Genomic DNA, 23,952 nt, shown 5'->3' on the forward strand with positions numbered 1-23,952 from the left:
CATAATCGAAGCGCTGCTCATACCGACAGAAGCTGAGGATGTATAGAGCGGAAAACGTGCGGCCCGACCGCTTGCGAACCTCGGAGCCTGTTTGCGCAACAGGTGGGTTTTCGCAGTCACAGAAGGTTGGTTACCCTTCAAAGTGATTGGCAAGAACCTGTTTCTTCAAGGCCGCACTGCAAAAGATTTAAGGCCGAAAGCGACTAGTCAAAAGCGGTTCTCAATTCCCCTGTGCGTCAGCTCGGACCAATCTTAAAACAGTTTCAATGTTGAAGGCCAAACGTTCGTCCAGCGCCTTTTCTTCCATAAGATCGCGCCCGAACAGAAACGAGCCCGTATGCCGGTTTGTCAGGTAATAATAGCCGATCGCGGCGATCGTGATATTCAACTGAGCAGCGTCGATGCCGCTTCTGAATTCACCTGTAGCCTGTCCCTTGACCAGGATTTCGTCCACCATTCCAACCAGACCGCGCATAGTTTCTGGCAGGTTATCAAGCGACTTTATGTGTCGCGCGCCATGCAGGTTTTCGCTGTTAACCAGTGTAATAAATTCAGGATTATCAAGATAATACTGCCAAGTGAACCGCACCAGGGTTTCCAGTGCATCAGTCGGGGACAAATCTTCGAGGTTCAATTCCCGCTCGGCCTTGCGGATATCCAGATAGGCTTCCTCCAGTACGGTTCGAAACAGGTCTTCCTTACTGCCAAAGTAGTGGTACAGCATGCGTTTGTTGGCTTCGGCCAGTTCAGCGATTTCATCAACGCGTGCGCCACCCAGACCCCGTTTGGCAAACTCACTCTTTGCGGCCATTAGGATTCTGGACTTGGTCGCCTCGGCGTCTCTTTTCTTTTTTGTTTTCGGTATTTCGGCCACGGCTAAACCCTTCTGATGAACCTTTCTATTACTCTGATGAGCCGCAGAGGTGTAGCCACATCTGTTTTGAATGAGCGATTGCCCCCTGTTTTCCATCATTCTTAACGCTTGACACATCATTTCGTAAAGAAGTAACTAGTTAGTGCATTAAAGGCGTGCATAGCCGCGATCAATGCCGCGCGTCCGAACCGGGTCATCAATCGCGGACCCAAGGTGCAGATCGTAATGGGAGGAAAATATGTCGTTCATCAAAAACTATATCGCGCAGGAGACGATAACCCGTCGTAACCTGTTGCTGGCATCAGCGTATGGTGTTGGCGGTGCAGCAATCTCTAGCATGTTGGGTGGAATGGCGCGTGCTGCCATCACGGACCCAACTGTTGCTTGGTCTTATCGCAATCGCACGAACCCATATTGGAATGAGATCGTGTCCGGCGGCGAGGCTTTTGTCGAAAGTCTGGGTAAACCCAAGGATTTCCTGACGCACCTGATCAACGAAGGCTCATCTGAGAAATCGCTGGCGGATGTAAAAGCGCTTTTGTCCAAGACAAATGGCGAACTCGCGTTGGCCATCGACACCAACGATGCTCCGAATGCGCGTCCGGTTGTGGAATCCTGTGTCGAAGCAGGGGCCTATGTTTCGACCCTGTGGAACAAGACCGACGACCTGCACCCCTGGGATTTCGGCGACAACTATGTCAGCCACATGAGCTGGTCCGACGAAGGCCCAGCCGAGCAAACCGCGCGCATTCTATTGGATGCCATGGGCGGTTCCGGTGGCGTTGTTCATCTGGGCGGTATCGCCTCGAATAACCCAGCGATCGAGCGGCTGGCCGGTCTGAAGAACGCGTTGAAAGACTACCCGAATGCCGAGTTGCTGGCGGCAGAGCCCGCCGACTGGGATACGCAGAAAGCCAATCAGGTCATGAGCGCGTTCCTCACCCGGTATGGGGATGACATCAAGGGTGTTCACTGCGCCAATGACACCATTGCTTACGGCGTGCTAGAGGCCCTGCGCGCGGAAGGAATCGAAGATATGCCCATCGTATCATATGATGGTAACCCGCAGGCGGTTGAGCTGGTGGGCGAGGGCAAGATCCTGGCCACCGTCTTCACCAACCCGCACTGGGGTGGCGGTATCACGGCGGCATTGGCGTATTACGCGGCCACGGGTCACTTCAAGCCCTCTGACGAACCAAACGAACACCGCGAATTCTATGGCCCGACCATCATGGTCCGCCCAGAAGACGCCCAAGCGTTCAAGGCCGAGTATCTGGACAGTGTCCCGACCTATGATTGGAAAGATTTCTGGTCCACGTCGAACGGCCAAATTCAATACAAATAATGTGATTGCGAGCCGGCCTCAGAGCCGGCTCGTACATTCGGGTCCGACTTGATCGACCACCACCAGTTCACTCAGTGGGAGGAAGCACGTGAGCAATGTGCTGACACGGGATGTTCTGATCAAATGGGCGCCCCTGATCGTCCTTTTGGTTTTGGTCCTGTTCTTTACGGCGATGGAGCCGCGCTTTTTTTCACTGCGCAACTTTGCGCGGATCGGAATTTCTTCGGCGCCGGCGCTGATGGTTGCTATTGGCGTGACATTCATCATCATAATGGGATCGATCGACTTGTCGATGGAGGGCACGGTTTCGGTTTGTGCCGTGGTGTTTGCTTTTGCTTTCATTGCTTTGGGTGGCACGTTGGCGTCCTGGGCGTGGCTTGCCATCCCTCTGGCCTTGCTTGTCGGCGGGGCAATCGGGTTAGTGAACGGGCTTGTGCATGTCTTGCTGAAGATACCGTCGTTTATGGCGTCTCTGGCAATGGGTTTCGTCGGCACTGGTTTCGCGCTGCTGCTGACAGGGGGCGACCGCATCCGAGTGGAGGACGACCTGTTCCGTTCGCTGCTGACCGAGCGTTGGTTCGGATTTCCCATCATGTGCTATGTCGCACTTCTGTTTCTACTGATCGCTTGGTTCATCCAGTCTCGTACGACACTGGGCCGTAACTTCTATGCTGTTGGCGGGGGCGAGGAACTGGCTCATGCTTCAGGTCTAAACGTCAACCGCGTGCGGATCATGGGGTTTGCACTGGCCGGTGTCTTTTATGCGGTCGGCGCGTTGTTGGCCGTGGGGCGGATCGGTATTGCCGAGACAGCGACAGGGTCGAATTTCATGTTCGTGTCGATCACCTCGGTTGTGGTGGGTGGTACTGCTCTGTGGGGCGGGATCGGCGGTGTCTGGAATACGCTGATCGGTGTGTTGATCGTGAATGTCATTAACAACGGCATGGTTGTGATCGGATTGCCCGGCTACGTGCAAGACGGTGTTCTGGGCATATTGGTCATCGCCGCGGTGGTTCTATCGACCGACCGCAAATCCGTAACCTTCGTGAAATAGGGGCGGGCAGATGTACGAACTGATCAATGTCGACAAGAAATTCCCCGGCGTCCACGCTCTGAAATCCGTGGACTTCAAGATCGGGCGCGGCGAGATCGTGGGCCTCGTTGGCGAAAACGGTGCGGGCAAATCCACCCTGATGAAGGTCATCTATGGGGCATACCAACCCGACGGCGGCGACATCACCATCGACGGCACTAAGGTTCGGTTCCAGAACCCGCGTCAGGCGATGGATCACGGTATCGGCATGGTGTTTCAGGAACAATCGCTGATAACCAACCTGACCGTGATGGAGAACATCTTTCTGGGGTTCGAGCAGCAATTCGTGAGCTACGGCGTTATCAACTGGAAAGCCATGGCCGAGGCCGCGCGCAAGCAACTGTCTAAGGTCAAACTGGACATCGATCCGGCGATGACAACGTCGAAACTATCCTTTGCGCAGCGCCAGCTGGTGGAACTGGCCAAGGTGCTGACCCTTGAAGAACGGATCGACGGCGATCTGGTCATCCTGCTGGATGAACCAACCTCAGTTTTGGCAAAGGAAGAGGTCGAGTTGTTGTTTTCGCTTGTGCGTGAGCTGACAAAACGGGCGTCGTTCATCTTTGTCAGCCACCGAATGGACGAGGTTCTGGACCTGTCCGACCGTATCTATGTGATGAAAGACGGCGAAGTTGTAGACGTCGTCGCCCACGACGATGCGAATGTTGATGCGATCCAACACAAGATGGTCGGGCGCGATGTCGACAAGGAATATTACCGCGAGCAGAAGCAAAAACCTTATCAGGTTGAGGCACAGCCGCTGGTTGCCTTCCAGAACGTGACTGCAACGGGAAAGTACTCGGACATTTCATTCGATCTGCGCCCCGGCGAGGTTTTGTGTCTGGTCGGTACCGAAGGCTCGGGACGCGAGGCGATCTTGCGCACGATCTTTGGGCTCGAAACTCCATCTACCGGTGCCGTAAGCATCAAGGGCGTTCCCGTCAGCAAATTCAACGCGCAAGTCGGGGTCGCCAACGGCGTTGGTTACATCCCTCGCGAACGCAAGGTTGAAGGGATCGTCGCAGGCATGAGCGTTTACGAAAACATGACGCTCAGCCAGATGGGAAACTATGCCAATTCGGGCGTGTTGCGGATTGGTGAGGAAAAAAAACTGGCTCGACAATGGATCGATCGTTTGGCGATCAAGACACCAGATGTCTACAAGGATTGTGGCGGGTTGTCGGGCGGCAACCAGCAAAAGGTTGTGCTGGCCAAATGGCGCTCGGCCGGGTCCGATATCATCCTGCTGGATCACCCGACGCGCGGTCTGGATATCGGCGCCAAAGAAGATGTCTATGACATGGTACGCGAGATGTCGGATGACGGCGTCGGCATCATTCTGGTCGCTGACACTTTGGAAGAGGCCATTGGCCTCAGCCACACGATTATCGTCCTGAAGGACGGTATCGCCCAGAAACGTTTCGATTGCAGCCCAGGGGACAAACCGTCGCTGTATGACCTTGTCCATCACATGATCTGAGGGCGAACACATGAGTTTTGAACGCATCAAACCGCATTTGCCCTGGATCACTCTGTTGGTTCTGGTTCTGGTCGTCGGGGCTGCAGATTCCAACTTTTTGCGCCCTTCCAACTTGATTTCGATGGCGGCGGATATCGTGCCGCTGTTCATCATGGCGCTTGGCATGACGTTCGCAATCTATATCGGCGGGATAGATTTGTCTGCGCAGTCGGTTGCCAACATGACCACAGTCGTGGCCACGATTGCCCTGCCAACCTTTGGCATTGGTGCTGCGTTGATCTGCATTCTAGCCGGTGTTGTGCTGGGCGGGGTTTCGGGCTTTGTCACGACGCGCTTGTTTGTGCCGTCCTTTATCTCGACCCTTGCGGTTGGCGGCATCGCCTTTTCCGCCGCACAATACATGTCAGGGCAGCGCGCGCTGTTCATGGACGCCACACTTCGGGATTCGACCTTTGGTTGGATGACCGGATCGCTGGCGGGCATCCCCAGCGAATTGTTCATCGCCGCCGCGTTGGTTCTGGGTGCATGGTTCCTGCAATCACGCACCACCTTTGGCCGTGCGCTCAAGGCTGTGGGGGCGGGGGAACCTGCCGCCGTGGCCTCGGGCCTGAATGTCAATCGCATCAAGATCATGGCGTTCGCTCTGTCCGGTGGACTGGCGGCGATTGCGGGCTTGCTGTTTGCAGTGAAATTGTCCGGAGGCTCTCCCACTCTGGCAAACGGGTTCCTGCTGCCTGCGATCGTCGCGGTTTTGGTGGGTGGGACACCGCTGACCGGTGGTGTGGGCGGAGTGATCAACACCCTGATTGGCACTCTGATCGTGGCTGTGATCCGGTCTTCGATGCTTTATTTTGAGGTCGAAGCGACGCAACAGCAGATGGTGTTTGGCCTTATTCTGATTGTGGCCATCGCACTGACCATCGACCGAACCAAGCTGAGGGTTGTGAAATGACCCCGACCATGCGAGCGGCGGTGCTGACCGAACCCGGTCGGTTCGAGGTCACTGACGTCGCACGCCCCAACCCAGGCCGGGGTGAAGTTCTGGTTCGCATCATACGGGTCGGGATTTGCGGGACCGACATGCATATCTTTAACGGCCACTACGCGGCCGACAGCCTGCCCCTGATACCCGGTCATGAATTTACGGGCACAATTGCCGAGTTGGGCGAAGGCGTAGCCGGCCTGACGGTTGGTGCGCCGGTTGTGGTCGATATGAATATCGGTTGCGGCACCTGCTATTGGTGCCGCCGGAATGAAATCCTGAACTGCCCCGAGATGCAGCAGATGGGTATCACCATGGATGGCGCCTTTGCCGAATACATCTGCGTCCCCGCGCGCCTTGTTATTCCAGCTCCGCAGGACACAGCTGCCGAAGTGTTGGCGTTGACCGAACCTTTGGCCTGTGTTGTGCGCTGTGCGCGTAAAGCCAACATCACATTTGGCCAGTCGGTCGTGGTACTGGGCGCGGGCCCCATCGGTAACCTGCACGTACAACTCTTGCGCACGATCGGGGCGGCGCCGATCATCGTTGCGGATTTGTCCAAGGCGCGTGTGAACATGGCGCTCGAGGTCGGGGCGGATGTTGGTGTCACCGATCCAGACCAACTGGAACAGGTGGTTAGGGATCATACGGATGGTCGCGGTGCTGATGTGGTGATCGAAAGCGTTGGCCTGCCTGCTCTTTATCAACAGGCCACCAAACTGGCTCGAAAAGGGGGTCATATCGCGGCCTTTGGACTGACTGGTGCAGGAGAGACCCTGCCTGTCGATATCCTGCAAACCATCCTGCAAGAGAATTCGATCAAAGGTTCTGTCGCTGGGATGGGGCAGGATATGCATGACGCGCTGACCCTGTTGACCCACGGTCGGATAAAAACTGAACGCTTTACCCAAGCGATTTATCCGCTGGATTGCATTCAGGAAGCATTTGACAGTTTCCAGGATCGTCCGACTGATCTGAAAACCCAAATAACGATGACGTAAACGCCAGAGAGGGAGGAGCTCAGCATGACCGTCGAAGTCTATACATCCAAACCAGAAGGCATGATCCCGAACAGCCGTTTTCCCCTGCTGATCCATCGAGGAGCGATCCCAGGTGGCGGCGTGGATGCCGTCAAGGCCCGGTTCCGCGCAAATGGCTGGGGCAACAACTGGGAATATCCGGGCGTTTACGAGTACCCGCATTTCCATTCGACATCTCATGAATGTCTGGGATGCGCGCGGGGCTGGATGGAGTTTAACCTATCTGTCGAAGGTTGGACTCGGGTACGGATCGAGGCTGGCGATGTTATCGTCATGCCTGCGGGTGTCAGTCATGAGATGGTCGGCCGATCCGACGACATCATGATGTGTGGCGGTTACGCCGGGGGCCGCGACTGGGACAATATTCAAGAGGCTTTTTTGACTCCGGAAATGTTCCAGGCGGCCGCCAAACGGATCATGATGCTGCCGATTCCGGATAAAGACCCTGCGACCGGTGAAATTCTGCACCAATAGCATGATGCGCCGTCCTCGGTGGATGGTGGGTGGAACGATTTCCGCGATGGCCTGGACGCCTCAGCCTGACGCTTTTTCTCGGAGCCCCGACTATGGACCAAAACGCACAGATACTTACACCGCCTTCTGAGCCCCGTGAATTTGGGTTCTTCATGGACGGCAAATGGGTTCCCGCCGGTGATCGCGACGTGTTCGAGCGGTCCTCGCCGGGTCATGGCGTGCCGGTCACGCGCATCCCGCGCTGTACCGAGGATGATCTGAACGAGATCGTCGCATCGGCGCGCACGGCGTTCGATGATCGCCGCTGGTGCGGGTTGTCCGGGTCTAACCGCGCGGCTGTTTTATTGAAAGCGGCCGATCTGATCCGCCAGCGCACCGATAAGATCGCCTATTGGGAAACGTTGGAGAACGGCAAGCCCATCGCGCAGGCGCGGGGCGAGATTGGCGGTTGCATTGGTATGTTCGAATTCGCTGCCGGTCTGGCGCTAGCTTTGCATGGGGAGAGTTTCAACAACAGCGGCGATGGCGCGTTGGGCATTGTCACCCGTGAGCCGGTTGGCGTTGTCGGTCTGATCACGCCTTGGAACTTCCCTTTCCTGATCCTGTGCGAGCGGGTGCCTTATATCCTCGCTTCGGGCTGCACGATTGTTGCCAAACCTTCCGAGGTGACCAGTGCCACGACTTTATTGCTGGCCGAGATCCTGTCGGAAGCAGGATTGCCGGATGGTGTGTTCAATGTGGTCACCGGATCAGGCAGCGTGATCGGCCAGAAGCTGGCGGAACACATGGATGTGGATATGCTGTCCTTTACCGGCTCGACCGCTGTTGGCCGCTCGGTCGTTGCGGCGGCGGGGCAGAGCAATTTCAAAAAGCTGGGGTTGGAACTGGGCGGTAAGAATCCGCAGATTGTCTTTGCTGATGCGGACCTTGAAGATGCAGCCGATGGTGTGGCCTTCGGCATCGCGTTCAACACCGGCCAGTGTTGCGTTTCCGGTGCGCGCCTTTTGGTCGAACGCTCGATTGCAGAAAAGTTTGCAGGCATGGTCGCGGACAAGCTGCGCAAGGTCCGCGTGGGCGATCCGTTGGACGAACGCACCCAGGCGGGCGCGATCACGACAAACGCGCAGAACCGCACCATCCTGTCCTACATCGCCAAGGGTCAGGAAGAGGGCGCGACCCTGCTGATCGGGGGCGGAACGCCCGAAATCTCGGGCGGGCAATATATCGACCCGGTGGTATTCACTGATGTGACCAACGACATGGCCATAGCGCGCGAAGAGATTTTCGGCCCGGTTCTGGTTGTGATCCCGTTTGATACGATTGACGAAGCGATCTCGATTGCCAACGATACTGAATACGGTCTGGCGGCAAGTGTTTGGACCAAGAATATCGACAAGGCGCTGACCATCTCTCGCCGCGTTCAGGCCGGACGGTTCTGGGTCAACACAACTTTAGCTGGGGGGCCTGAACTGCCGATTGGCGGGTTCAAGGCGTCCGGTTGGGGCCGCGAGGCCGGGATGCACGGCGTCGAGGAATATACGCAGATCAAGTCGATCCATGTCGAGATCGGCAAACGGTCGCATTGGGTAGAGTAATGGCAAACGGATTTGACTGTATCATCGTTGGTGGCGGATCAGCGGGCTGTGTTTTGGCCAATCGCCTGACCGAAGACGGCGCCGTCAGGGTGCTGCTGCTTGAGGCGGGCGGAAAGGACAATCACCCGTTGATCCACATGCCTGTGGGCTTTGCCAAGATGACGGACGGGCCGCATACGTGGGGTTTTAACACCGTCCCGCAAGTCAACGCCAATAACCGTGAGATCCCCTATGCTCAGGGCCGGGTGATCGGTGGTGGAAGCTCGATCAATGCCGAGGTGTTCACGCGCGGCAACCCGGTCGATTATGACCGTTGGGCTAATGAGGAAGGGTGCGAAGGCTGGGCCTTCAAGGACATCCAGAAGTACTTCATTCGGTCCGAACGCAATGCAATCCTGTCCGGAGACTGGCACGGGACCGAAGGGCTTTTGGGTGTGTCCAACATCCCGGACCCGCAAGAGATGACCCGCGCCTTTGTGCGCTCGTGCCAAGAGGCGGGCATCCCGTATAACCCCGACTTCAACGGGGCGGTTCAGGAAGGTGCAGGCGTTTACCAGACGACCACCTGGAACGCGAAACGCTGCTCGGCTGCTGTGGGATATCTGAAACCGGCGATGTCGCGCGGGAACCTGACGGTCAAAACTGGGTGTCAGGTGCATCGGATTGTCATCGAAAATGGCCGGGCGACCGGAGTGGAATTTGATCAGGGTGGACAGGTTGAAACCGCATCGGCGGATCAGGAGGTGCTGGTCACTTCGGGCGCGATCGGAACACCCAAGCTGATGTTGCTGTCGGGTGTCGGCCCCGCCGCGCATCTGCGCGAGCACGGGATCGAGGTGAAGCAAGACTTGCCCGGTGTGGGTGAGAACCTGAACGACCATTTTGGCATCGATATCGTGGCCGAACTGAACGGGCACTATAGTCTGGACAAGTACAACAAGCCTCACTGGGCGGCCTGGGCCGGAATACAGTATTACTTGTTCGGCTCGGGGCCTGTGACCTCGAACGTGGTTGAAGGCGGGGCGTTCTGGTATGGCGACGACACGGCCCCCGTGCCGGATTTGCAATTTCATTTCCTTGCAGGTGCCGGTGCCGAGGCCGGGGTGCCCAGCGTGCCCAAAGGCAGCTCGGGTATTACGCTGAACTCATACACTGTGCGTCCCAAGGCCCGTGGTACAGTGCGTCTGCGGTCAAACAAGGTCGAGGATATGCCGCTGGTCGATCCCAATTTCCTGGGTCACCCGGATGATCTGAAAATCTCGGTCGAAGGGGTGAAACACAGTGTCGAGATTTTCCGGCAGAAAAGTCTGCAAAACTACATCCGCAAAATTCACTTCCCCGGTGACAACGTGAAAACACAGGCCGAATACGAAGCCTATGCCCGCCAATATGGCCGGACATCTTATCACCCGACATGTACCTGCAAAATGGGCCTGGATGAGATGGCGGTGGTCGATCCGCAAATGCGGGTGCGCGGGATTGACGGGCTGCGGATATGCGACAGTTCAGCCATGCCCAGCCTGATTGGGTCTAACACGAACGCACCGACGATCATGATGGCCGAAAAAGCGGCGGACATGATCCGGGGCAATCACTGAAATCGATTTACCTCCCCGAACTGGCGGCGCCTTGAATGGGCGCCGCTTTTTTCTTTAGTCCCAATCGGGGGCCCAAGGCACCAAGTCTTCGGTGACGATCCGATAACCTGCCTGGGTCATGGCGTCGATCCGATCCATATCAACGTTGGACAAGATGAAATCCATCACGTCAAAATTGGCCTGAATGTTAGCGCGTTTTGTAGACATGGTGTTGATCGGAACACCTTTTTGCAAAATCCAACGCAACACGACCTGTCCGGCGGTTTTTCCGTAGCCTAGACCGATCTCGGCAAAAATCGGGTGCTTGAACACCTCTCCGCGCGCCACCGAGCAGTAGGACGACAAAGGGATGCCCGTTTCAGAGGCGGCTGCCAGAAGCACATCTTGGTTCAGCAACGGGTGAAACTCGACCTGATTGGACACGATCGGTGTTTCGATGATCTTGACTGCGTCTCGCATCATTTGCGCGGTATAGTTTGAGACGCCGATGTTCTTTGCCAGACCCTTTGCATGAGCCTGTTCAAGCAATTTCAAAGATGGCGCGATATCCCCCCCTATAGGTGGCCAGTGCAACAACAGGACGTCCACGTAATCAAGGCGAAGCTTCTTAAGGCTTTCTTCCACGGATGGCAGGAACGCGTCGTCACTGAATTTGTCCGGATGCACTTTGGTCGTGACGCACATTTCATCTCGTTTCAGGCCAATTTCGGCCAGCGCGTCACCGGTTTCCTTCTCATTTTCATACATTTGAGCGGTGTCAAAGGACCGATACCCGATCTCGGCTGCAATCGCCATCGAGTCGCGAAGTTCTGCTCCGGTCAGGGGGAATGTGCCGAAGGTACGCTGATAAGTGTTTTGAAAATAGATGTTCACGGTGATCCTCCCAAAGAACAAACTCAATAAGTAACTTATTAGTTACTTGAGGTTCGGTCAATTCCCTTGTTTTGGTTATTTTTGTTGCTTTTCGGTGCACCTGAAGGCATAACTTATAACCAATTAGTTACTTTCGTGAGGATCGCATGAGCAAGCAGATGACGGCACGCGAAGCGGCAAATCTTGTACCCGATGGTGCGACGGTCGCGGTGAATTCTTCAAGTGGTTTGTGTTGTCCGGATGCAGTTCTGAAAGGCCTTGGCGAGCGCTTTGATGAAGAGGGTGCGCCAACAAATCTGACGACCATTCATCCCATAGCTGCAGGTGACTTTTTTGGCACGAAGGGGGTAGATCATATCGCCAAACCGGGTCTGCTAAGTCGGATCATTGGCGGTTCTTACCCATCGGGGCCGAGCAATGCGGAACCGCCGCTTGTCTGGCAGATGATCACGGGCGAACAGGTGCGCGCGTATAACGTACCGTCGGGTATTATCTTTGACATGCTGCGCGAGGCTGCCGCCAAACGTCCGGGTGTCCTGACCAAAGTTGGTATGGAAACCTTTGTCGACCCCGAGATCGAAGGCTGCGCAATGAACGCCGCTGCCCGTGCCGAGCCCATCGTGAAACGGATGGAGTTCGAAGGCGAAGATTGGCTGTATTTCAAATCAATGGCGCCGAATGTGGCGATTATTCGAGCAACCACAGCCGATGAAAAAGGTAACCTGAGTTTCGAACACGAGGGGGCCTATCTGGGCGCGATGGAGATGGCCCTGGCGGCGCGCAACAACGGTGGCGTGGTGATTGCTCAGGCCAAACGCATCGCGGCGGCAGGAAGTATCCGACCACATGACGTGCACGTACCCGGTATTTTGATCGACGCGATTGTCGAAGCGCCCGACCAGTTACAGACCACGGCTACGGAATATGACCCGGCAATTTCGGGCGAATTGACCCGCCCGATCGAAAGCTTTCGAACGGCCGACTTCAACGTCGGGAAAGTCATAGCGCGCCGTGTGGCGAAAGAGTTGAAGGATGGTTGGGCTGTAAATATCGGGTTCGGCATCTCGGCCAACGTTCCGCGTATTCTGGTCGAAGAGGGTTTGCATGGCTCGGTCACGTGGATGATCGAGCAAGGCGCGGTTGGCGGGGTACCATTGTTGGATTTCAAATTTGGCTGTTCCGCCAATGCAGAGGCCTTCGTGCCGTCGCCACATCAGTTCTGTTATTTCCAGGCGGGCGGGTTTGATGCCTCGCTTCTGTCCTTCCTCGAGGTGGACAAACACGGCTCGGTCAACGTCTCGCGTCTGTCAGCCATTCCGCACCGGACTGCCGGAGCAGGAGGGTTCGTGGATATCACAGCGCGGGCGCGCAAGATCGTTTTTTCTGGCAACTTCAACGCAGGAGCCAAGATGGCCATTGAGGATGGTCAGCTGAAAATTCTGAAAGAGGGGAAAGTGGCCAAGTTTGTGGATGAGGTCGATCAAATCTCATTTTCAGGTAAGCGGGCACAGATGCAGGGGCAGGACGTGACATACGTGACCGAGCGCTGCGTGATCAAGCTGACCGAAAAGGGCCTCATGGTGACCGAGATCGCGCCCGGGCTGGACCTGCAACGCGATATTCTGGATCAGGCGGCGACACCCTTGTTAGTTTCAGATGACCTTGTCCGGATGGACGCGGCCCTGTTTGACCCGGCCCTGATGGGGCTGCAACTCGCGGCGGGCTAATGGAGCATTTCCTTCTGGATATTCGGGACGGCATCGCGCGGTTGACCCTTAACCGCCCCGAGCGCCTGAACGCCATGGATGAGGCGATGATGGATGCGCTCATGGCGCTGTGCCGTCAGATCGAACACACCCAGGACGCGCATGTTGTGATCCTGACCGGTGCGGGAAAGGCGTTTTGCGCAGGGGGTGATATCGACGCGTGGTCCAGCCAATCGGCAGACGCATTCGGCCGCCATTGGCTCCGCGATGGGCATCAGGCGCTGGATGCCCTGACGCGGCTGCGACAGCCTGTGATTGCGGTGCTGAACGGGCATGTTTTGGGCGGTGGTCTGGAACTTGCGGCGTGCGCCGATTACCGCATTGCCGAGGATCACATTCGGATCGGACAGCCTGAACCGGCGCTGGGGATCATTCCCGGCTGGTCTGGCACTCAGCGGGCGGTCCGGCGGTTCGGTGCCCAGCTTGTCCGGCGCATGGCGCTTTTCGGCGAGCAGTTCTCGGCCCATGATGCGTTGACTGCGGGGATTGTGGATCAGGTCGTCGAAAAAGGGCAGGGCCTTGCCGCTGCGGATGAGCTGGCCAACCGGATGCGCCATCGTGGGCCGGTGGCTACAGAGCTTGTCAAAATGCTGATCAACGCCGCTGAGGGCGAGGAACGTGAGCGTGTTTTCGAAGCGCTGGCAGGTCGGATCGCTGCCGTCCAACCCGAGTTGAAAACCGGTTTGGCCGCGTTCAAGGATCGCAAAAAACCTGATTTCTGGTAAGCATCAAATCATGAGGGCCTAAATATGATACGTCACCTTGTTCACCTGCGCTTTAAGGACGACGTGTCCGACGAAGAAAAGGCCACGCTCTATCGGGATTTGGCCGGTCTTTCTGGTCATATCGAGGGCATTTTGGACTTCCAAAGCCGAAGCAATGTGTCGGTCGAGACCGATCTGGTGCGGGGCTTCAATGACATGTTCTGGTTTGACTTCCGCGACGAGTCCGTGCGCGATGTTTATCTGGTCGACCCTGCGCATCAGGAAGTCGGAGGCCGGATCGTTGGCAAAACAGTCAATGGCCCTGACGGTGTATTCGTGTGTGATATCGAGGTATAGAAGGCGCAGCTGAACCAAGCTCAGCAACAGGTACGGAACCGGTCCACGATCACGTCCAATACCTCGTTTGGGTCGCGTTTCCACCAGTTGTCGGCCGAGAAGATCTCGACTTCGCACAGCCCCTTGTAGCCTGCATGCTCTACAGCGGAGCGCAGGGCCCGAAGATCCGCGACACCGTCGCCCATCATGCCGCGATCCAGCAGGATATCCGTGGTATCGGCCAGCCAGTCACACAGGTGATAGCCCAGAATGCGCCCGTTCGCGCGTCGCGCCAATGTATCGGCCAGCGTGGTGTCCCACCAGACATGATAAACGTCGACGGCAATGCCCACATTCGGCGCGCCTATCGTATCGCAGACATTCAAAGCATCGGCTGCTGTCATCAGGCAAGTGCGGTTGCCCGCGGTGGCGGGGTTCAGCGGCTCGAGCGCCAGGTTTACGCCGCGGTCGGCCGCATAAGCTGCGGCCCGTGCGACGCGGTCCGCCAGGATTTTCTGGCTGTCCAGAACGCCCTTGGTGCCAGGCTCTGGTCCGCCGGTGACAATGGTCAGGACATCCGTGCCAAGCCCTGCTGCTTGGTCGATAGAGAGGTAAAAGTCATCCATGATCTGCTGGTCCGAGGGCAGCGCCAGTGGTCCGGTCAGGAACGGCGTTCGGCATAGGCCAACCACTTGCAGCCTGGCAGCGCGGACCTTGTCGCCGATCTCGGCCTCGCGTCCGTCCAGTTCTCGCCGCCAGAAGGTGATCCCTCCATACCCACGCGCGGCACAGGCGTCGATGATCTGCTCGGGTGACCATCCCGCACCAAACCCGTCCAGATTATGGCCCAGCGTCGCGGTATTCAGCGCGAGTGCAGAATGATCCTGCGAGAAATCGCGCATCTGGATCAGACCCCGTAGAGTTTCAGCATGTGGCGCATCCGTTCGACCGCCAGATCGGGATCGCGCAGCAAACCGCATTCGTCAGCCATTCTAAAGCAGTCAGTAAAATAGGGCAGAGACCGCGTTGCCTGCGCCCCATTCAGCATGATGAAGTGATCCTGAAACCCGTTCAGCCAGGCCAGGAATACTACGCCCGTTTTATAACATTGTGTGGGTGCCCGAAAGATATGGCGCGCGAGCGGCACAGTGGGGTCCAGCGTGGCGCGAAAGGTTGACGCGTCACCTTCGCTCAGTTTGCTGACCGCATAGGCGGCCGCTGGGGCAAGTGGATCGAAGATTCCAAGCAAGGCATGAGAATACCCTTGATCATCACCTTCGATCAGTTCGGGGTAATTGAAATCGTCGCCGGTATACATTCGAACGCCAGCGGGAAGGCGGCGACGCATGATGACCTCTTTTTCAGCGTCTAGCAGCGAGATTTTGATCCCGTCCACCTTGTCTGCATTTGCGCTGATAACGGTCAAAGCAGTGTTCATCGCATCTTCAAACGCGTCGGAACCCCAGTACCCGGTCAGTTGTGGATCAAACATCTCTCCCAACCAGTGCAGGATGACCGGTTGGTCACAGGCGGCCAGAACATCGCTGTAGACCGAGATATAGTCCTCTGGACCCCTAGCAACCCTGGCCAGCGCACGCGAGGCCATCAGGATAATGCGACCGCCGATCTTTTGGATGGCTTCGACCTGCTGCAGGTAGGCGCGGCGCACGTCGTCCAACGTCTTGGCATCTGCAGGATCAAGGTGGTCGGTGCCGCACCCATTCCCGACCAGGGCATCCGGCAGTTCCTCTTTGGTGCGCCGGATCAGTTCCAATGCGCCTGTCCAGTCCAGACCCATGCCGCGTTGGGCGGTATCCATCGCTTCGGCAATGCCCATCCCCATATCTGCAAGATACCGTCTGAACTCCAACGTCTTTTCCCAGTCCACATGGGCTGGACCCGTAGGGTCGTGGTCGCCGAACGGGTCTGCGACCACATGCGCCGCAGAATACAGCACCCGTGCGGAATTCGGCGTCAGTTTCGAGGGCGCAACCGGTGTGCCTGTCAGGTGATAGTCCTGCAAAGCGCCGGTTGTATCGGGAAGCTGAATTTTCATCGAAACACCTTAGAACCGAGGGACCAGCATACCGGCATCCGCCGAGATCGCCTGTCCGGTTGTGTAGGGAAGCTTGCCGCTTGCCAACGAGGCTATGATGCGCCCCATATCTTCGGGCTGGCCGACGCGGGGAAACAGGGTCAGGCCATCTTTGGCGCGCTGATCATACATCTCGATCACCGGTGCGGTCATGTCGGTCGAGATCAGTCCGGGCTGCACGTCATAGACCGCGATATTCTCTTGGCCCAACCGCACTGCAAAGGTTTTCGAGATCATCGCAGCGGCTGCTTTCGAGGCGCAGTATTCCGCACGCGGGGCCGCCACCGCCACGGCGTTGGATGAGGTGACATTAACGATGCTGTGGAACGCGTCGGCGTCACGCGTACGGCTTAGCAGCCGCTTGGCGAAGGCTTGCGACAGAAAGAACATCGCTTTGGTATTCACAGCCATGCAGCGATCATAGCTTTCTTGGGTCACTTCAAGAAGATCACCGCGTTGCATAACGCCAACGCCTGCATTGTTCACCAAGGTCGTAAGCGGGCCGATTTCTGCCTCGATTTCCGCCAGCTTGCTATCGTGTACGGCGATATCGGACACGTCGAAAGGTGCCGTGACGACCGGTACGCCCATGGCGCGAATTGTTTCTGCGGCAGCTGCAAGTTCGTCATCCGCCACGGGGCCGTTCAGGGCGATCGAGAACCCCTCCTGCGCCAGTGCAACCGCAGCGGCCAAACCGATCCCACGGGACGACCCGGTCACAAGTGCGGCCTGAGGTGTCATGCTGCGGCCCCTTTCGCCAATAGCTCTCGTGCGATGATCATACGCTGAATTTGATTTGTGCCTTCGTAAATCTGCGTGATCTTGGCGTCCCGGTAAAGGCGCTCGACTTCGAACCCCCGGATATAACCTGATCCGCCAAAAACCTGCACCGCGTCCGACGATCGTTGCACGGCCATATCCCCAGCAAAACACTTGGCCATCGAGCACGCCTTGGTCGCATCCAGCCCGGCGTCGATCTTGTAAGCGGCTGAATGTACCAGCAGCCGGGCCGCTTCGACGTCTTTGGCAATATCGGCCAACAGCCATTGAACGCCCTGGAAGTCCGCAATTTGCTTGCCGAATTGCTTGCGCTGTTGGGCATAATCAGTGGCGGCCTCCAAGCCGGCCTGACCAATCCCAACGGCCAACGCAGCTATGCCGACGCGACCCTTGTCCAGCACGCTCATCATCATGTGGAACCCGCGCCCCTCAGTGCCCAGCAATGCGTCGGCGGGTAGTCGGACATCGTCAAAGGACAGGGGGCCAACCTGACTGGCGCGCTGGCCCATCTTGATCTCTTTCGGTCCGCGCGTCACACCTGCTGCGTGAAGGTCGACGACAAAGATCGACATGCCGCGATGACCGGCTTCGGGATCCGTTCTCGCAAGGACAAAGCCCATATCAGCCACGGGCGCGTTGTGAATCCAGATTTTACCGCCGTTCAGAACCCAGCTGTCCCCATCGCGCAAGGCGGTTGTTCGGATGCCGGACACATCCGTGCCAGCCTCGGGTTCCGTGATACAGTAAGCGGGGCGCAATTTGGCAGCCAGCAGGTCAGCCAACCACTTACCTTGTTGGTCCGCGGTGCCGTGGCGCACCAGCAAGGTGGTGACCAGCTCCAGCAATCCACACTGATCCGCAATGGACGCATAGCCGCGCGAAAGCTCTTCCATCACCAGCGCGTAGGTGATCGTGTCAAAGCCGGGTCCGCCCATTTCTTCTGGAACGCAGATTCCAAACAGACCCAGTTCGGCCATTTGGTCGTAGATTTCGGCTGGAAAGCGGGAATCCCGATCCAGCTCTTCGGCCAGTGGTCGGATCACATTGTCGGCAAACTGGCGGGTCATGTCCCGGACCTGAATGTGGGTTTCCGTGAGAAACATAGTTGCGCCCCATAATGTAACTAATCAGTTACTAATATGCGTTGCACCCTTGCTGCGTCAAGTGGGTTGATCGCGTCAGTCGATTGCGATAAATAACCAAACAGTTACTTATTTGAAGTGCAGTTGGGCGGGCGTAGGCTTGCTTTAGGGAGGCTTGCATGAATCCGAACACAAAAAACAAATTTGGCCGCGTCGATCTGGAGGTTACCGCATTTGGCTTTGGTACCGCGCCCATCGGGAACATTTTTCGTGAGATCGACGAAGAGACTTCGGATGCGATGATCCAGCATTCGTGGGACAAAGGCGTTCGGTATTTCGACACCGCGCCGATGTATGGCCACGGGCTTTCGGAATTGCGAACAGGCCAAAGCCTGCGCTGGAAGAACCGGGACGATTATGTGTTGTCATCTAAAGTTGGCCGCGTACTGAAACCGGCCAAACGCAGTGATATCAATTTTGAACCGTGGACCAATGCGGCCCCATTCACGATGCATTTCGATTATACTTATGACGGTGTTATGCGATCCTTCGAGGACAGCCTGCAGCGCATGGCGCTGGAGCGGATGGATATTTGCTTCATCCACGATATCGACGTTTTTACCCGCGGCGACGAACAGCCTGAAGTGTTCAGACAGGCGATGGATGGGGCTTGGAAAGCACTGGAATCTTTGCGCGATCAGGGTGTCGTCAAAGCCATTGGCGTTGGGGTGAATGAATGGGAGGTCTGCCACGCCGCACTCGAGCAGCGAGACTTTGACTGTTTTCTGTTGGCCGGGCGCTACACGCTGCTAGAACAGGATGCATTGGATAAGTTCTTGCCTTTGTGTGAAGAACGGGGTGCGGCCGTGGTTGTAGGCGGTGGTTTCAACTCGGGCATTCTGGCAACGGGCGCCAAAGACGGGGCCAAATATAACTACGCTCCAGCCCCGGCCGAGATTATGGAAAAAGTTCGTAAGATCGAGGCGGTCTGTGCAGACTACGACGTGCCATTGCCCGCCGCTGCATTGCAATTTGTTGTAGCGCACCCGGCAGTTCCCACCTTTATGGCAGGCACCCGGACGGTCGAACAACTGGACCAGAATCTCAACTGGTTCAGCCACGACATTCCGGCTGCCTTCTGGGCGGATCTGAAAGCCAAAGGGTTGTTGCGCGAGGACGCGCCCGTTCCGCAATGACCAAACGGCTTTCAGCGGGGCAATACGAGTATAACGACCTAAAGGTCGGCGACGTGATGAAAACCGGTTCTGCGACGATCACGACGGACTTGATATCGTCCTTTGCTGACCTGACCGGAGACAAATACGCCTTGCACATCGACGACGACCTGGCGCGCGGGCTGGGGTATAAGGCCCGCGTTGCTCATGGGCTGTTGGTGCTGTCGGTTGTCGATGGGCTCAAGTTTCAATCGGATGCGAAGCCGGCAGGTCTGGCGTCGCTTGGGTGGAACTGGCGTTTTGAACAGCCTGTCTTTGCCGGAGATGAGATCAGAGCCGAGTTGACTGTAACCGCGAAACGCCTGACGTCATCGCAAAGCCGTGGCATCGTCACGTTTCAGTTCAATGTGTTCAATCAACACGATCAAATAGTGCAATCGGGCACCAATGATCTGATTTTTGACCTGTAGGTGGAGGCGATATGGTTGTTTCGATCCCTAGGCACGTAATTTCTCAGATGGCGGCAAATAAGGCTGTCCAAACGGCCTTGGCGTTTGCCGATGAAAATGGGTGGAATGTCGCTGCGATCGTGGTCGACCTGAACGGGGATATGATCGCGGCGGGCCGCATGGACAAAACCCCCGCAGCCGTTATGGCTTTCGCAATGGATAAGGCCCGAACAGCTGTGTTGGGGAAACCCACAACCGAATTCGCCAAGCGGATGCTGTCCAGCGCCGAATTGAACCTTGGCATGGTCAACCGTCCGGGTCTATGTGCTTGGGACGGTGGCTTGCCGATCCGCGAAGATGGCGAGTTGATAGGTGCAATCGGTGTGTCGGGGGCGGCCGGACCTGACGATGTTAAATGCGCCACGGCAGGCTTGGCGTCTATTGGGCTATAATTCGGCAGTGTTTGCAGGCAGGACATTCACGAACAAAAGAGTCACGGGCACGTCTGTCTTTCACGCCGATAATGCGTCCCATTCCAAACCGAACTTTTGAAGGTATTTGCGTAAACGATCTGCGTCGTTTTGGGTTGTCCTCTTTTGACGGGATACGGCAAATAGTGTGCGACCTGCCGCGCTGAGGCTAGGCGAATTGCGGCATGTTTGAATTACCTTGGCCAGTTGGGCCAGATCGAACGGATCGATATCGTTGACCGCCGGCCCCAAAAGATCTCTGACCAATGCAAACTCGGCATCCTGCGCCGAGGCGCGCCAGTCAGATTGTAGGGTCCGGATTTCCTCGGTCACCATGGAACGCGTTATGCGCCCTCTGGGCGCTAGGGTGCACAACCGTTTCACTGAACTGCTAAAATCGCGGAAGTTTCCCGGCCACGGAGTCGCGGGGTTGGTGGCGAACCGGACGAAAGCGTCGCGTGCGTCGACATTGAAGCCGACCTGAGTACCCATTGACCGTTCAGCCCGCCCCAGTTCGAAAGCAAGATTGGCCTCGACATCTTCGCGGCGGTCGCGCAGCGCAGGCAACGTGAAGCTCCACATATTCAGACGGGCGAGCAGGTCAGAGCGAAAAGCGCCTTCGGCGGATAAAACTCGCAGATCTCGACTTGCACCTGCTATGATCTGAAACCGGGTGGACACCTCGTGGTCCGAGCCCAAGGGATAGAACCGCCCCGTTTCAATTGCATGCAACAGGATGGATTGTTCGTTCCATCCGAGTTCGTCAATCTCATCCAGAAACAGTACACCCCCATCCGATTCACGCAATAGCCCGCTGCGTTCTGTTCCTGCCTGACCCGTAAAACTGCGCCGCTGCCCAAACAGTGTTGCCATTGCATCGGGGCCATTCAATGTGGCGCAATTGACGTGAACCATCCGGCCCTTGACCCGCCGCCGATCCAATTTGAGGTTGTAAATTCGCTGGGCCAATTCTGTCTTTCCAGTACCTGTTTCTCCTAGCAACAGGATGGGTTCGTTCGAGTTGCTGGCGATCAGCTCTATCCGGTCAATCAGTGCGTTATATCGCGGATTGCGCGTTTCAATTCCGCCCTTCAATTGGTCGCTGTACTCGCGGGACAATTGGTCGAAGCGCTGCTGCAGGGCGTTGTACCTGCTGAGGTCAAGGTCAATGATGTCGAACTTAGGAATGGCGTCATCCGGTCCGGGTGGCCCGGTCTGGATCAGTCGCGCGGGGATGTGGCGACTTTCAGAAAGCAAAAACCAACAGATTTGTGCCACGTGGGTGCCGGTGGTCAGATGGACGTGATACTGCTCGCGATCTTCGTCGAACCCATAGGCGCGGGCAAAGTCGAAAAGCTTGCCGTAGACCTCCTGAAAATCCCAAGGATCAGCCAGGTCCATACGATGCAACAGAACTTCGGTTTGGGGTGACAGCTCTTCGATCTCGCGTTTTACCTGATGGGCGAGGCGATTGAACTTGTGGTCGTGCAGCAATTCAAGCCGATCGACGTTGAAGTGGTCATGGATGGTCAAGCTGGGCGTCGGTTTCCAGCGCCGCTTCTTGCCCATGTCCAGCTGCGTTCCTAGGAATCCAATGACAACGTTTTTCATGGTCTATCTAAATTTATATCTTACTATCCTGTTTTATCGTATCTCTGGTTGCGAATTTCATCAATAGTCAGGAATATCAATTAAAAACAACAAGATACCACGTTTTTAGTTTCTTTTCTTGTCGCGAGCCGTTCCGTGCCAAAACATCCTCACAAACCAATGAGGATAAGGAAATGGCGAACAAATCCGTGTTTGCATCGTTGAAGGGCCGGTTGCTGCCAAAGGCAATTGCAGTGAACGCTCATGGCGCTCCGGCTTATGCGTATTCCGAGGCCCATGCTCTGGCACAGGTCGCCGTGACCGGGACTTTCGGGGGCATGTTTTATCAGTCGCCGCAAGAAGAACTGGAATACGTTCTGGATGTGGCTGAAACCGTTGAGGCAAAGTACCTGGCGCAAGCTGCGATCTATGCCCGTCAATCGGGATATATGAAGGACATGCCCGCTGTCTTGCTGGCTGTTCTGGCCCGGCGTGATCCGGTTCTGTTTCGGGCAGCTTTCGCTCGTGTGGTCGATAACGGCAAGATGCTGCGCACGTTCGTGCAAGTTATCCGGTCGGGTCAAACGGGGCGTAAGTCTCTGGGGTCGGCACCGAAAGCGATGGTGCAGACCTGGTTGAACACAGCGTCTGACCGGGCGCTGCTGAATGCCAATATCGGGAATGACCCGTCTTTGGCGGACGTGATCAAGATGGTGCACCCGAAACCGGCATCAGCCGAGCGGGAGGCGCTGTTTGCCTGGATCGTCGGGCGGCCGTGCAATCTGGCACGGCTGCCGCAGGCCCTGAGGGATTGGATCGCGTTTCGGGAAACCGGCAAAGGTCCAGTGCCGGACGTGCCGTTCCAGATGCTGACGCAACTGGAACTGACACAGGTCCAATGGGCGCGGATTGCGCGCAAGGGCTCGTGGCAGATGGTGCGTCAGAACCTGAACACATTCCAGCGTCACGGCGTTTTCGACGTGTCCCGCAACGTGGATCACGTGGCTGCTTTGCTGCGCGACCCAAAAGCCATCGCCAAGGCACGGGCCTTTCCGTACCAGTTGATGGTGGCCGCGCAAAACGTGGTGCCGGATATGCCGCGCCCGATCGTGGACGCGCTGCATGACGCGATGGAGATCGCCGCGCAGAATGTGCCGCAGGTTGCGGGGCAGGTGGTTGTGTGCCCGGACGTGTCGGGATCGATGACGTGGTCCGTGACTGGGTATCGTCCGGGGGCAACCTCGGTTGTGCGGCATGTGGATGTGGCGGCGCTGGTGGCGGCGTCCTTCCAACGGGTGAACCGCGGGTGTCAGGTGTTGCCGTTCGATTTCGACGTGCGTGATGAGCGTCTGGAGCCGCGCGACACGATCCTGACCAATGCCGAGCGTCTGGCCGCACTGGCCGGAGGTGGGACGAACTGTTCCGCGCCGCTGGTCTGGCTGAATAAGCGCGGTAGCGCACCGGATCTGGTGGTGTTCGTGTCCGATAACCAATCCTGGGTGGATGCCCGGAACGGTGGACAAGGCACAGCGATGTTGAAGGAATGGGAGGTGATCAAGCGTCGCAACCCGAAGGCCAAGCTGGTCTGCATCGACATCGCTCCATACGGGACCACTCAAGCGCAGACGCGTGCCGATGTGTTGAATTTCGGCGGGTTCTCGGATGCGGTGTTTGACCAGATCGCGGCTTTTGCCAGCGGTCAAGCTGGCCCGGATCATTGGGTCGCTGAGATCGAAAAGATCGACGTATAAACAAGGCTCGGGCGGTGCGCCGCCCCGGCCATCAGAACAACATCAGGCAGAATGCCGGTGGGACTACATCGCTGTTACTGATCCGCGCCCGTTGCGGGCGCTGTCTCACCACCCCTTGTCTGTCTGACCCGAGCAAAAGGACGTATCTCGGCGAATGCCGGTGGAACTACAGATTTCGACTCTCCAGGTCGCGGGTTCGAATCCCGCTCGTCCGAGCCCCACGGGGGACGGACGGTAGCTCAGTCGGGTAGAGCAGGGCGTTTCACCAAACTCTTGTCGTCGAGACCCAAAACGAAAGGACACCCCCGGCGAATGCCGAAGGAACTACATGGCTCAACAGGGACAGGTCGAGCGGGTTCAACTCCCCTCCGTGCCGGCGCCCAGACGGCAAACGCATCTG

22 protein-coding genes are annotated in these 23,952 nt (G+C 57.0%); 15 read left to right on the forward strand and 7 right to left on the reverse strand.

From position 1 onward, the window contains the following. Positions 1-220: 220 nt before the first annotated feature. Positions 221-970, reverse strand: a complete 750-nt coding sequence (locus tag AC2FF7_RS17625; protein WP_496906053.1) for a TetR/AcrR family transcriptional regulator — start codon at positions 968-970, stop codon at positions 221-223. 142 nt (positions 971-1,112) lie between these two features. Here AC2FF7_RS17625 and AC2FF7_RS17630 point away from each other — a divergent pair, with 142 nt between their 5' ends. The 8 genes from AC2FF7_RS17630 (at position 1,113) to AC2FF7_RS17665 (ending at position 10,481) form a co-directional block, all read left to right on the forward strand. Continuing rightward, positions 1,113-2,219, forward strand: coding sequence for a sugar ABC transporter substrate-binding protein (locus AC2FF7_RS17630; RefSeq protein ID WP_170356329.1), 1,107 nt, complete (start codon positions 1,113-1,115; stop codon positions 2,217-2,219). Between the two features lie 88 nt (positions 2,220-2,307). Beyond that, the gene (locus AC2FF7_RS17635; RefSeq protein ID WP_170356330.1) at positions 2,308-3,273 is read left to right on the forward strand and encodes an ABC transporter permease; all 966 of its coding nucleotides are present in this window, start codon (positions 2,308-2,310) and stop codon (positions 3,271-3,273) included. Between the two features lie 10 nt (positions 3,274-3,283). After that, entirely contained in the window at positions 3,284-4,792 is a 1,509-nt protein-coding gene (locus AC2FF7_RS17640) for a sugar ABC transporter ATP-binding protein (protein ID WP_480869890.1), read from the forward strand. Between the two features lie 10 nt (positions 4,793-4,802). Then, positions 4,803-5,744 carry an ABC transporter permease gene (locus AC2FF7_RS17645; RefSeq protein WP_496906054.1) on the forward strand — a complete coding sequence of 314 codons (942 nt, stop codon included), beginning with the start codon at positions 4,803-4,805 and terminating at the stop codon, positions 5,742-5,744. Beyond that, a complete protein-coding gene (locus AC2FF7_RS17650) occupies positions 5,741-6,775 on the forward strand; it encodes a zinc-dependent alcohol dehydrogenase (protein ID WP_496848112.1) in 1,035 nt (344 codons plus the stop codon). The genes AC2FF7_RS17645 and AC2FF7_RS17650 overlap by 4 nt, the downstream gene beginning before the upstream one ends. Before the next feature lie 24 nt (positions 6,776-6,799). Next, positions 6,800-7,288, forward strand: a complete 489-nt coding sequence (locus AC2FF7_RS17655; RefSeq protein WP_496906055.1) for a hypothetical protein — start codon at positions 6,800-6,802, stop codon at positions 7,286-7,288. 92 nt (positions 7,289-7,380) lie between these two features. Beyond that, complete coding sequence (locus AC2FF7_RS17660) at positions 7,381-8,883, forward strand: aldehyde dehydrogenase family protein (protein ID WP_496906056.1); 1,503 nt, start codon at positions 7,381-7,383, stop codon at positions 8,881-8,883. Continuing rightward, complete coding sequence (locus tag AC2FF7_RS17665) at positions 8,883-10,481, forward strand: GMC family oxidoreductase (protein WP_496906057.1); 1,599 nt, start codon at positions 8,883-8,885, stop codon at positions 10,479-10,481. The genes AC2FF7_RS17660 and AC2FF7_RS17665 overlap by 1 nt, the downstream gene beginning before the upstream one ends. A gap of 54 nt (positions 10,482-10,535) precedes the next feature. On the opposite strand, the gene AC2FF7_RS17670 is transcribed toward AC2FF7_RS17665, so the two are convergent. Continuing rightward, the gene (locus AC2FF7_RS17670) at positions 10,536-11,354 is read right to left on the reverse strand and encodes an aldo/keto reductase (RefSeq protein ID WP_496906058.1); all 819 of its coding nucleotides are present in this window, start codon (positions 11,352-11,354) and stop codon (positions 10,536-10,538) included. A 146-nt stretch (positions 11,355-11,500) separates the two neighbouring features. On the opposite strand from AC2FF7_RS17670, the gene AC2FF7_RS17675 reads away from it, so the two are divergent. Genes AC2FF7_RS17675 through AC2FF7_RS17685 form a run of 3 tightly spaced genes read left to right on the forward strand, consistent with a single transcriptional unit; the run spans position 11,501 to position 14,181 of the window. Continuing rightward, positions 11,501-13,081 (forward strand): acyl CoA:acetate/3-ketoacid CoA transferase, encoded by a 1,581-nt coding sequence (locus AC2FF7_RS17675; RefSeq protein ID WP_480869879.1) that lies wholly within the window; start codon positions 11,501-11,503, stop codon positions 13,079-13,081. After that, positions 13,081-13,845, forward strand: a complete 765-nt coding sequence (locus AC2FF7_RS17680) for an enoyl-CoA hydratase/isomerase family protein (RefSeq protein WP_496906059.1) — start codon at positions 13,081-13,083, stop codon at positions 13,843-13,845. Before AC2FF7_RS17675 ends, AC2FF7_RS17680 begins: the two co-directional genes overlap by 1 nt. 24 nt (positions 13,846-13,869) lie before the next feature. Next, on the forward strand, positions 13,870-14,181 hold the full coding sequence (locus AC2FF7_RS17685; protein WP_480869875.1) for a Dabb family protein: 312 nt from the start codon (positions 13,870-13,872) through the stop codon (positions 14,179-14,181). A 20-nt stretch (positions 14,182-14,201) separates the two neighbouring features. Here AC2FF7_RS17685 and AC2FF7_RS17690 read toward each other — a convergent pair whose 3' ends face one another. From AC2FF7_RS17690 to AC2FF7_RS17705, 4 genes are read right to left on the reverse strand one after another with little or no spacing between them, the layout of a single operon-like run. Continuing rightward, a complete protein-coding gene (locus AC2FF7_RS17690) occupies positions 14,202-15,140 on the reverse strand; it encodes a sugar phosphate isomerase/epimerase family protein (protein ID WP_496906060.1) in 939 nt (312 codons plus the stop codon). After that, positions 15,068-16,216 (reverse strand): dihydrodipicolinate synthase family protein, encoded by a 1,149-nt coding sequence (locus AC2FF7_RS17695; RefSeq protein ID WP_480869871.1) that lies wholly within the window; start codon positions 16,214-16,216, stop codon positions 15,068-15,070. The genes AC2FF7_RS17690 and AC2FF7_RS17695 overlap by 73 nt, the downstream gene beginning before the upstream one ends. Before the next feature lie 9 nt (positions 16,217-16,225). Continuing rightward, entirely contained in the window at positions 16,226-16,996 is a 771-nt protein-coding gene (locus AC2FF7_RS17700) for a 3-ketoacyl-ACP reductase (RefSeq protein ID WP_480869869.1), read from the reverse strand. After that, positions 16,993-18,138 carry an acyl-CoA dehydrogenase family protein gene (locus AC2FF7_RS17705; protein WP_496906061.1) on the reverse strand — a complete coding sequence of 382 codons (1,146 nt, stop codon included), beginning with the start codon at positions 18,136-18,138 and terminating at the stop codon, positions 16,993-16,995. The genes AC2FF7_RS17700 and AC2FF7_RS17705 overlap by 4 nt, the downstream gene beginning before the upstream one ends. A gap of 158 nt (positions 18,139-18,296) precedes the next feature. Here AC2FF7_RS17705 and AC2FF7_RS17710 point away from each other — a divergent pair, with 158 nt between their 5' ends. From AC2FF7_RS17710 to AC2FF7_RS17720, 3 genes are read left to right on the forward strand one after another with little or no spacing between them, the layout of a single operon-like run. After that, positions 18,297-19,313 (forward strand): aldo/keto reductase, encoded by a 1,017-nt coding sequence (locus tag AC2FF7_RS17710; RefSeq protein WP_480482261.1) that lies wholly within the window; start codon positions 18,297-18,299, stop codon positions 19,311-19,313. After that, positions 19,310-19,762 carry a MaoC family dehydratase gene (locus AC2FF7_RS17715; protein ID WP_496906062.1) on the forward strand — a complete coding sequence of 151 codons (453 nt, stop codon included), beginning with the start codon at positions 19,310-19,312 and terminating at the stop codon, positions 19,760-19,762. The genes AC2FF7_RS17710 and AC2FF7_RS17715 overlap by 4 nt, the downstream gene beginning before the upstream one ends. A gap of 11 nt (positions 19,763-19,773) precedes the next feature. Continuing rightward, positions 19,774-20,193, forward strand: a complete 420-nt coding sequence (locus tag AC2FF7_RS17720; protein WP_170755817.1) for a GlcG/HbpS family heme-binding protein — start codon at positions 19,774-19,776, stop codon at positions 20,191-20,193. Positions 20,194-20,253: 60 nt separating this feature from the next. Here AC2FF7_RS17720 and rtcR read toward each other — a convergent pair whose 3' ends face one another. Next, the gene (rtcR, locus tag AC2FF7_RS17725; RefSeq protein WP_496906063.1) at positions 20,254-21,822 is read right to left on the reverse strand and encodes an RNA repair transcriptional activator RtcR; all 1,569 of its coding nucleotides are present in this window, start codon (positions 21,820-21,822) and stop codon (positions 20,254-20,256) included. Positions 21,823-21,995: 173 nt separating this feature from the next. Between rtcR and AC2FF7_RS17730 the strand changes: the two genes are divergently transcribed. Next, positions 21,996-23,552: a vWA domain-containing protein gene (locus AC2FF7_RS17730; RefSeq protein ID WP_496906064.1), complete on the forward strand. Its 1,557-nt coding sequence runs from the start codon at positions 21,996-21,998 to the stop codon at positions 23,550-23,552. Positions 23,553-23,952: the final 400 nt, after the last annotated feature.

It is taken from the genome of Ruegeria sp. YTSC325, from assembly GCF_059609525.1.

Excerpts from the sequence above, each read along its gene's own strand:
- AC2FF7_RS17625 (WP_496906053.1), bottom strand. The coding sequence starts at position 970 with ATGGAAAACAGGGGGCAATCGCTCATTCAAAACAGATGTGGCTACACC.
- AC2FF7_RS17630 (WP_170356329.1), top strand. The coding sequence starts at position 1,113 with ATGTCGTTCATCAAAAACTATATCGCGCAGGAGACGATAACCCGTCGT.
- AC2FF7_RS17640 (WP_480869890.1), top strand. The coding sequence starts at position 3,284 with ATGTACGAACTGATCAATGTCGACAAGAAATTCCCCGGCGTCCACGCT.
- AC2FF7_RS17645 (WP_496906054.1), top strand. The coding sequence starts at position 4,803 with ATGAGTTTTGAACGCATCAAACCGCATTTGCCCTGGATCACTCTGTTG.
- AC2FF7_RS17650 (WP_496848112.1), top strand. The coding sequence starts at position 5,741 with ATGACCCCGACCATGCGAGCGGCGGTGCTGACCGAACCCGGTCGGTTC.
- AC2FF7_RS17655 (WP_496906055.1), top strand. The coding sequence starts at position 6,800 with ATGACCGTCGAAGTCTATACATCCAAACCAGAAGGCATGATCCCGAAC.
- AC2FF7_RS17660 (WP_496906056.1), top strand. The coding sequence starts at position 7,381 with ATGGACCAAAACGCACAGATACTTACACCGCCTTCTGAGCCCCGTGAA.
- AC2FF7_RS17665 (WP_496906057.1), top strand. The coding sequence starts at position 8,883 with ATGGCAAACGGATTTGACTGTATCATCGTTGGTGGCGGATCAGCGGGC.
- AC2FF7_RS17675 (WP_480869879.1), top strand. The coding sequence starts at position 11,501 with ATGAGCAAGCAGATGACGGCACGCGAAGCGGCAAATCTTGTACCCGAT.
- AC2FF7_RS17680 (WP_496906059.1), top strand. The coding sequence starts at position 13,081 with ATGGAGCATTTCCTTCTGGATATTCGGGACGGCATCGCGCGGTTGACC.
- AC2FF7_RS17685 (WP_480869875.1), top strand. The coding sequence starts at position 13,870 with ATGATACGTCACCTTGTTCACCTGCGCTTTAAGGACGACGTGTCCGAC.
- AC2FF7_RS17690 (WP_496906060.1), bottom strand. The coding sequence starts at position 15,140 with ATGCGGTTTGCTGCGCGATCCCGATCTGGCGGTCGAACGGATGCGCCA.
- AC2FF7_RS17695 (WP_480869871.1), bottom strand. The coding sequence starts at position 16,216 with ATGAAAATTCAGCTTCCCGATACAACCGGCGCTTTGCAGGACTATCAC.
- AC2FF7_RS17700 (WP_480869869.1), bottom strand. The coding sequence starts at position 16,996 with ATGACACCTCAGGCCGCACTTGTGACCGGGTCGTCCCGTGGGATCGGT.
- AC2FF7_RS17705 (WP_496906061.1), bottom strand. The coding sequence starts at position 18,138 with ATGTTTCTCACGGAAACCCACATTCAGGTCCGGGACATGACCCGCCAG.
- AC2FF7_RS17710 (WP_480482261.1), top strand. The coding sequence starts at position 18,297 with ATGAATCCGAACACAAAAAACAAATTTGGCCGCGTCGATCTGGAGGTT.
- AC2FF7_RS17715 (WP_496906062.1), top strand. The coding sequence starts at position 19,310 with ATGACCAAACGGCTTTCAGCGGGGCAATACGAGTATAACGACCTAAAG.
- AC2FF7_RS17720 (WP_170755817.1), top strand. The coding sequence starts at position 19,774 with ATGGTTGTTTCGATCCCTAGGCACGTAATTTCTCAGATGGCGGCAAAT.
- rtcR (WP_496906063.1), bottom strand. The coding sequence starts at position 21,822 with ATGAAAAACGTTGTCATTGGATTCCTAGGAACGCAGCTGGACATGGGC.
- AC2FF7_RS17730 (WP_496906064.1), top strand. The coding sequence starts at position 21,996 with ATGGCGAACAAATCCGTGTTTGCATCGTTGAAGGGCCGGTTGCTGCCA.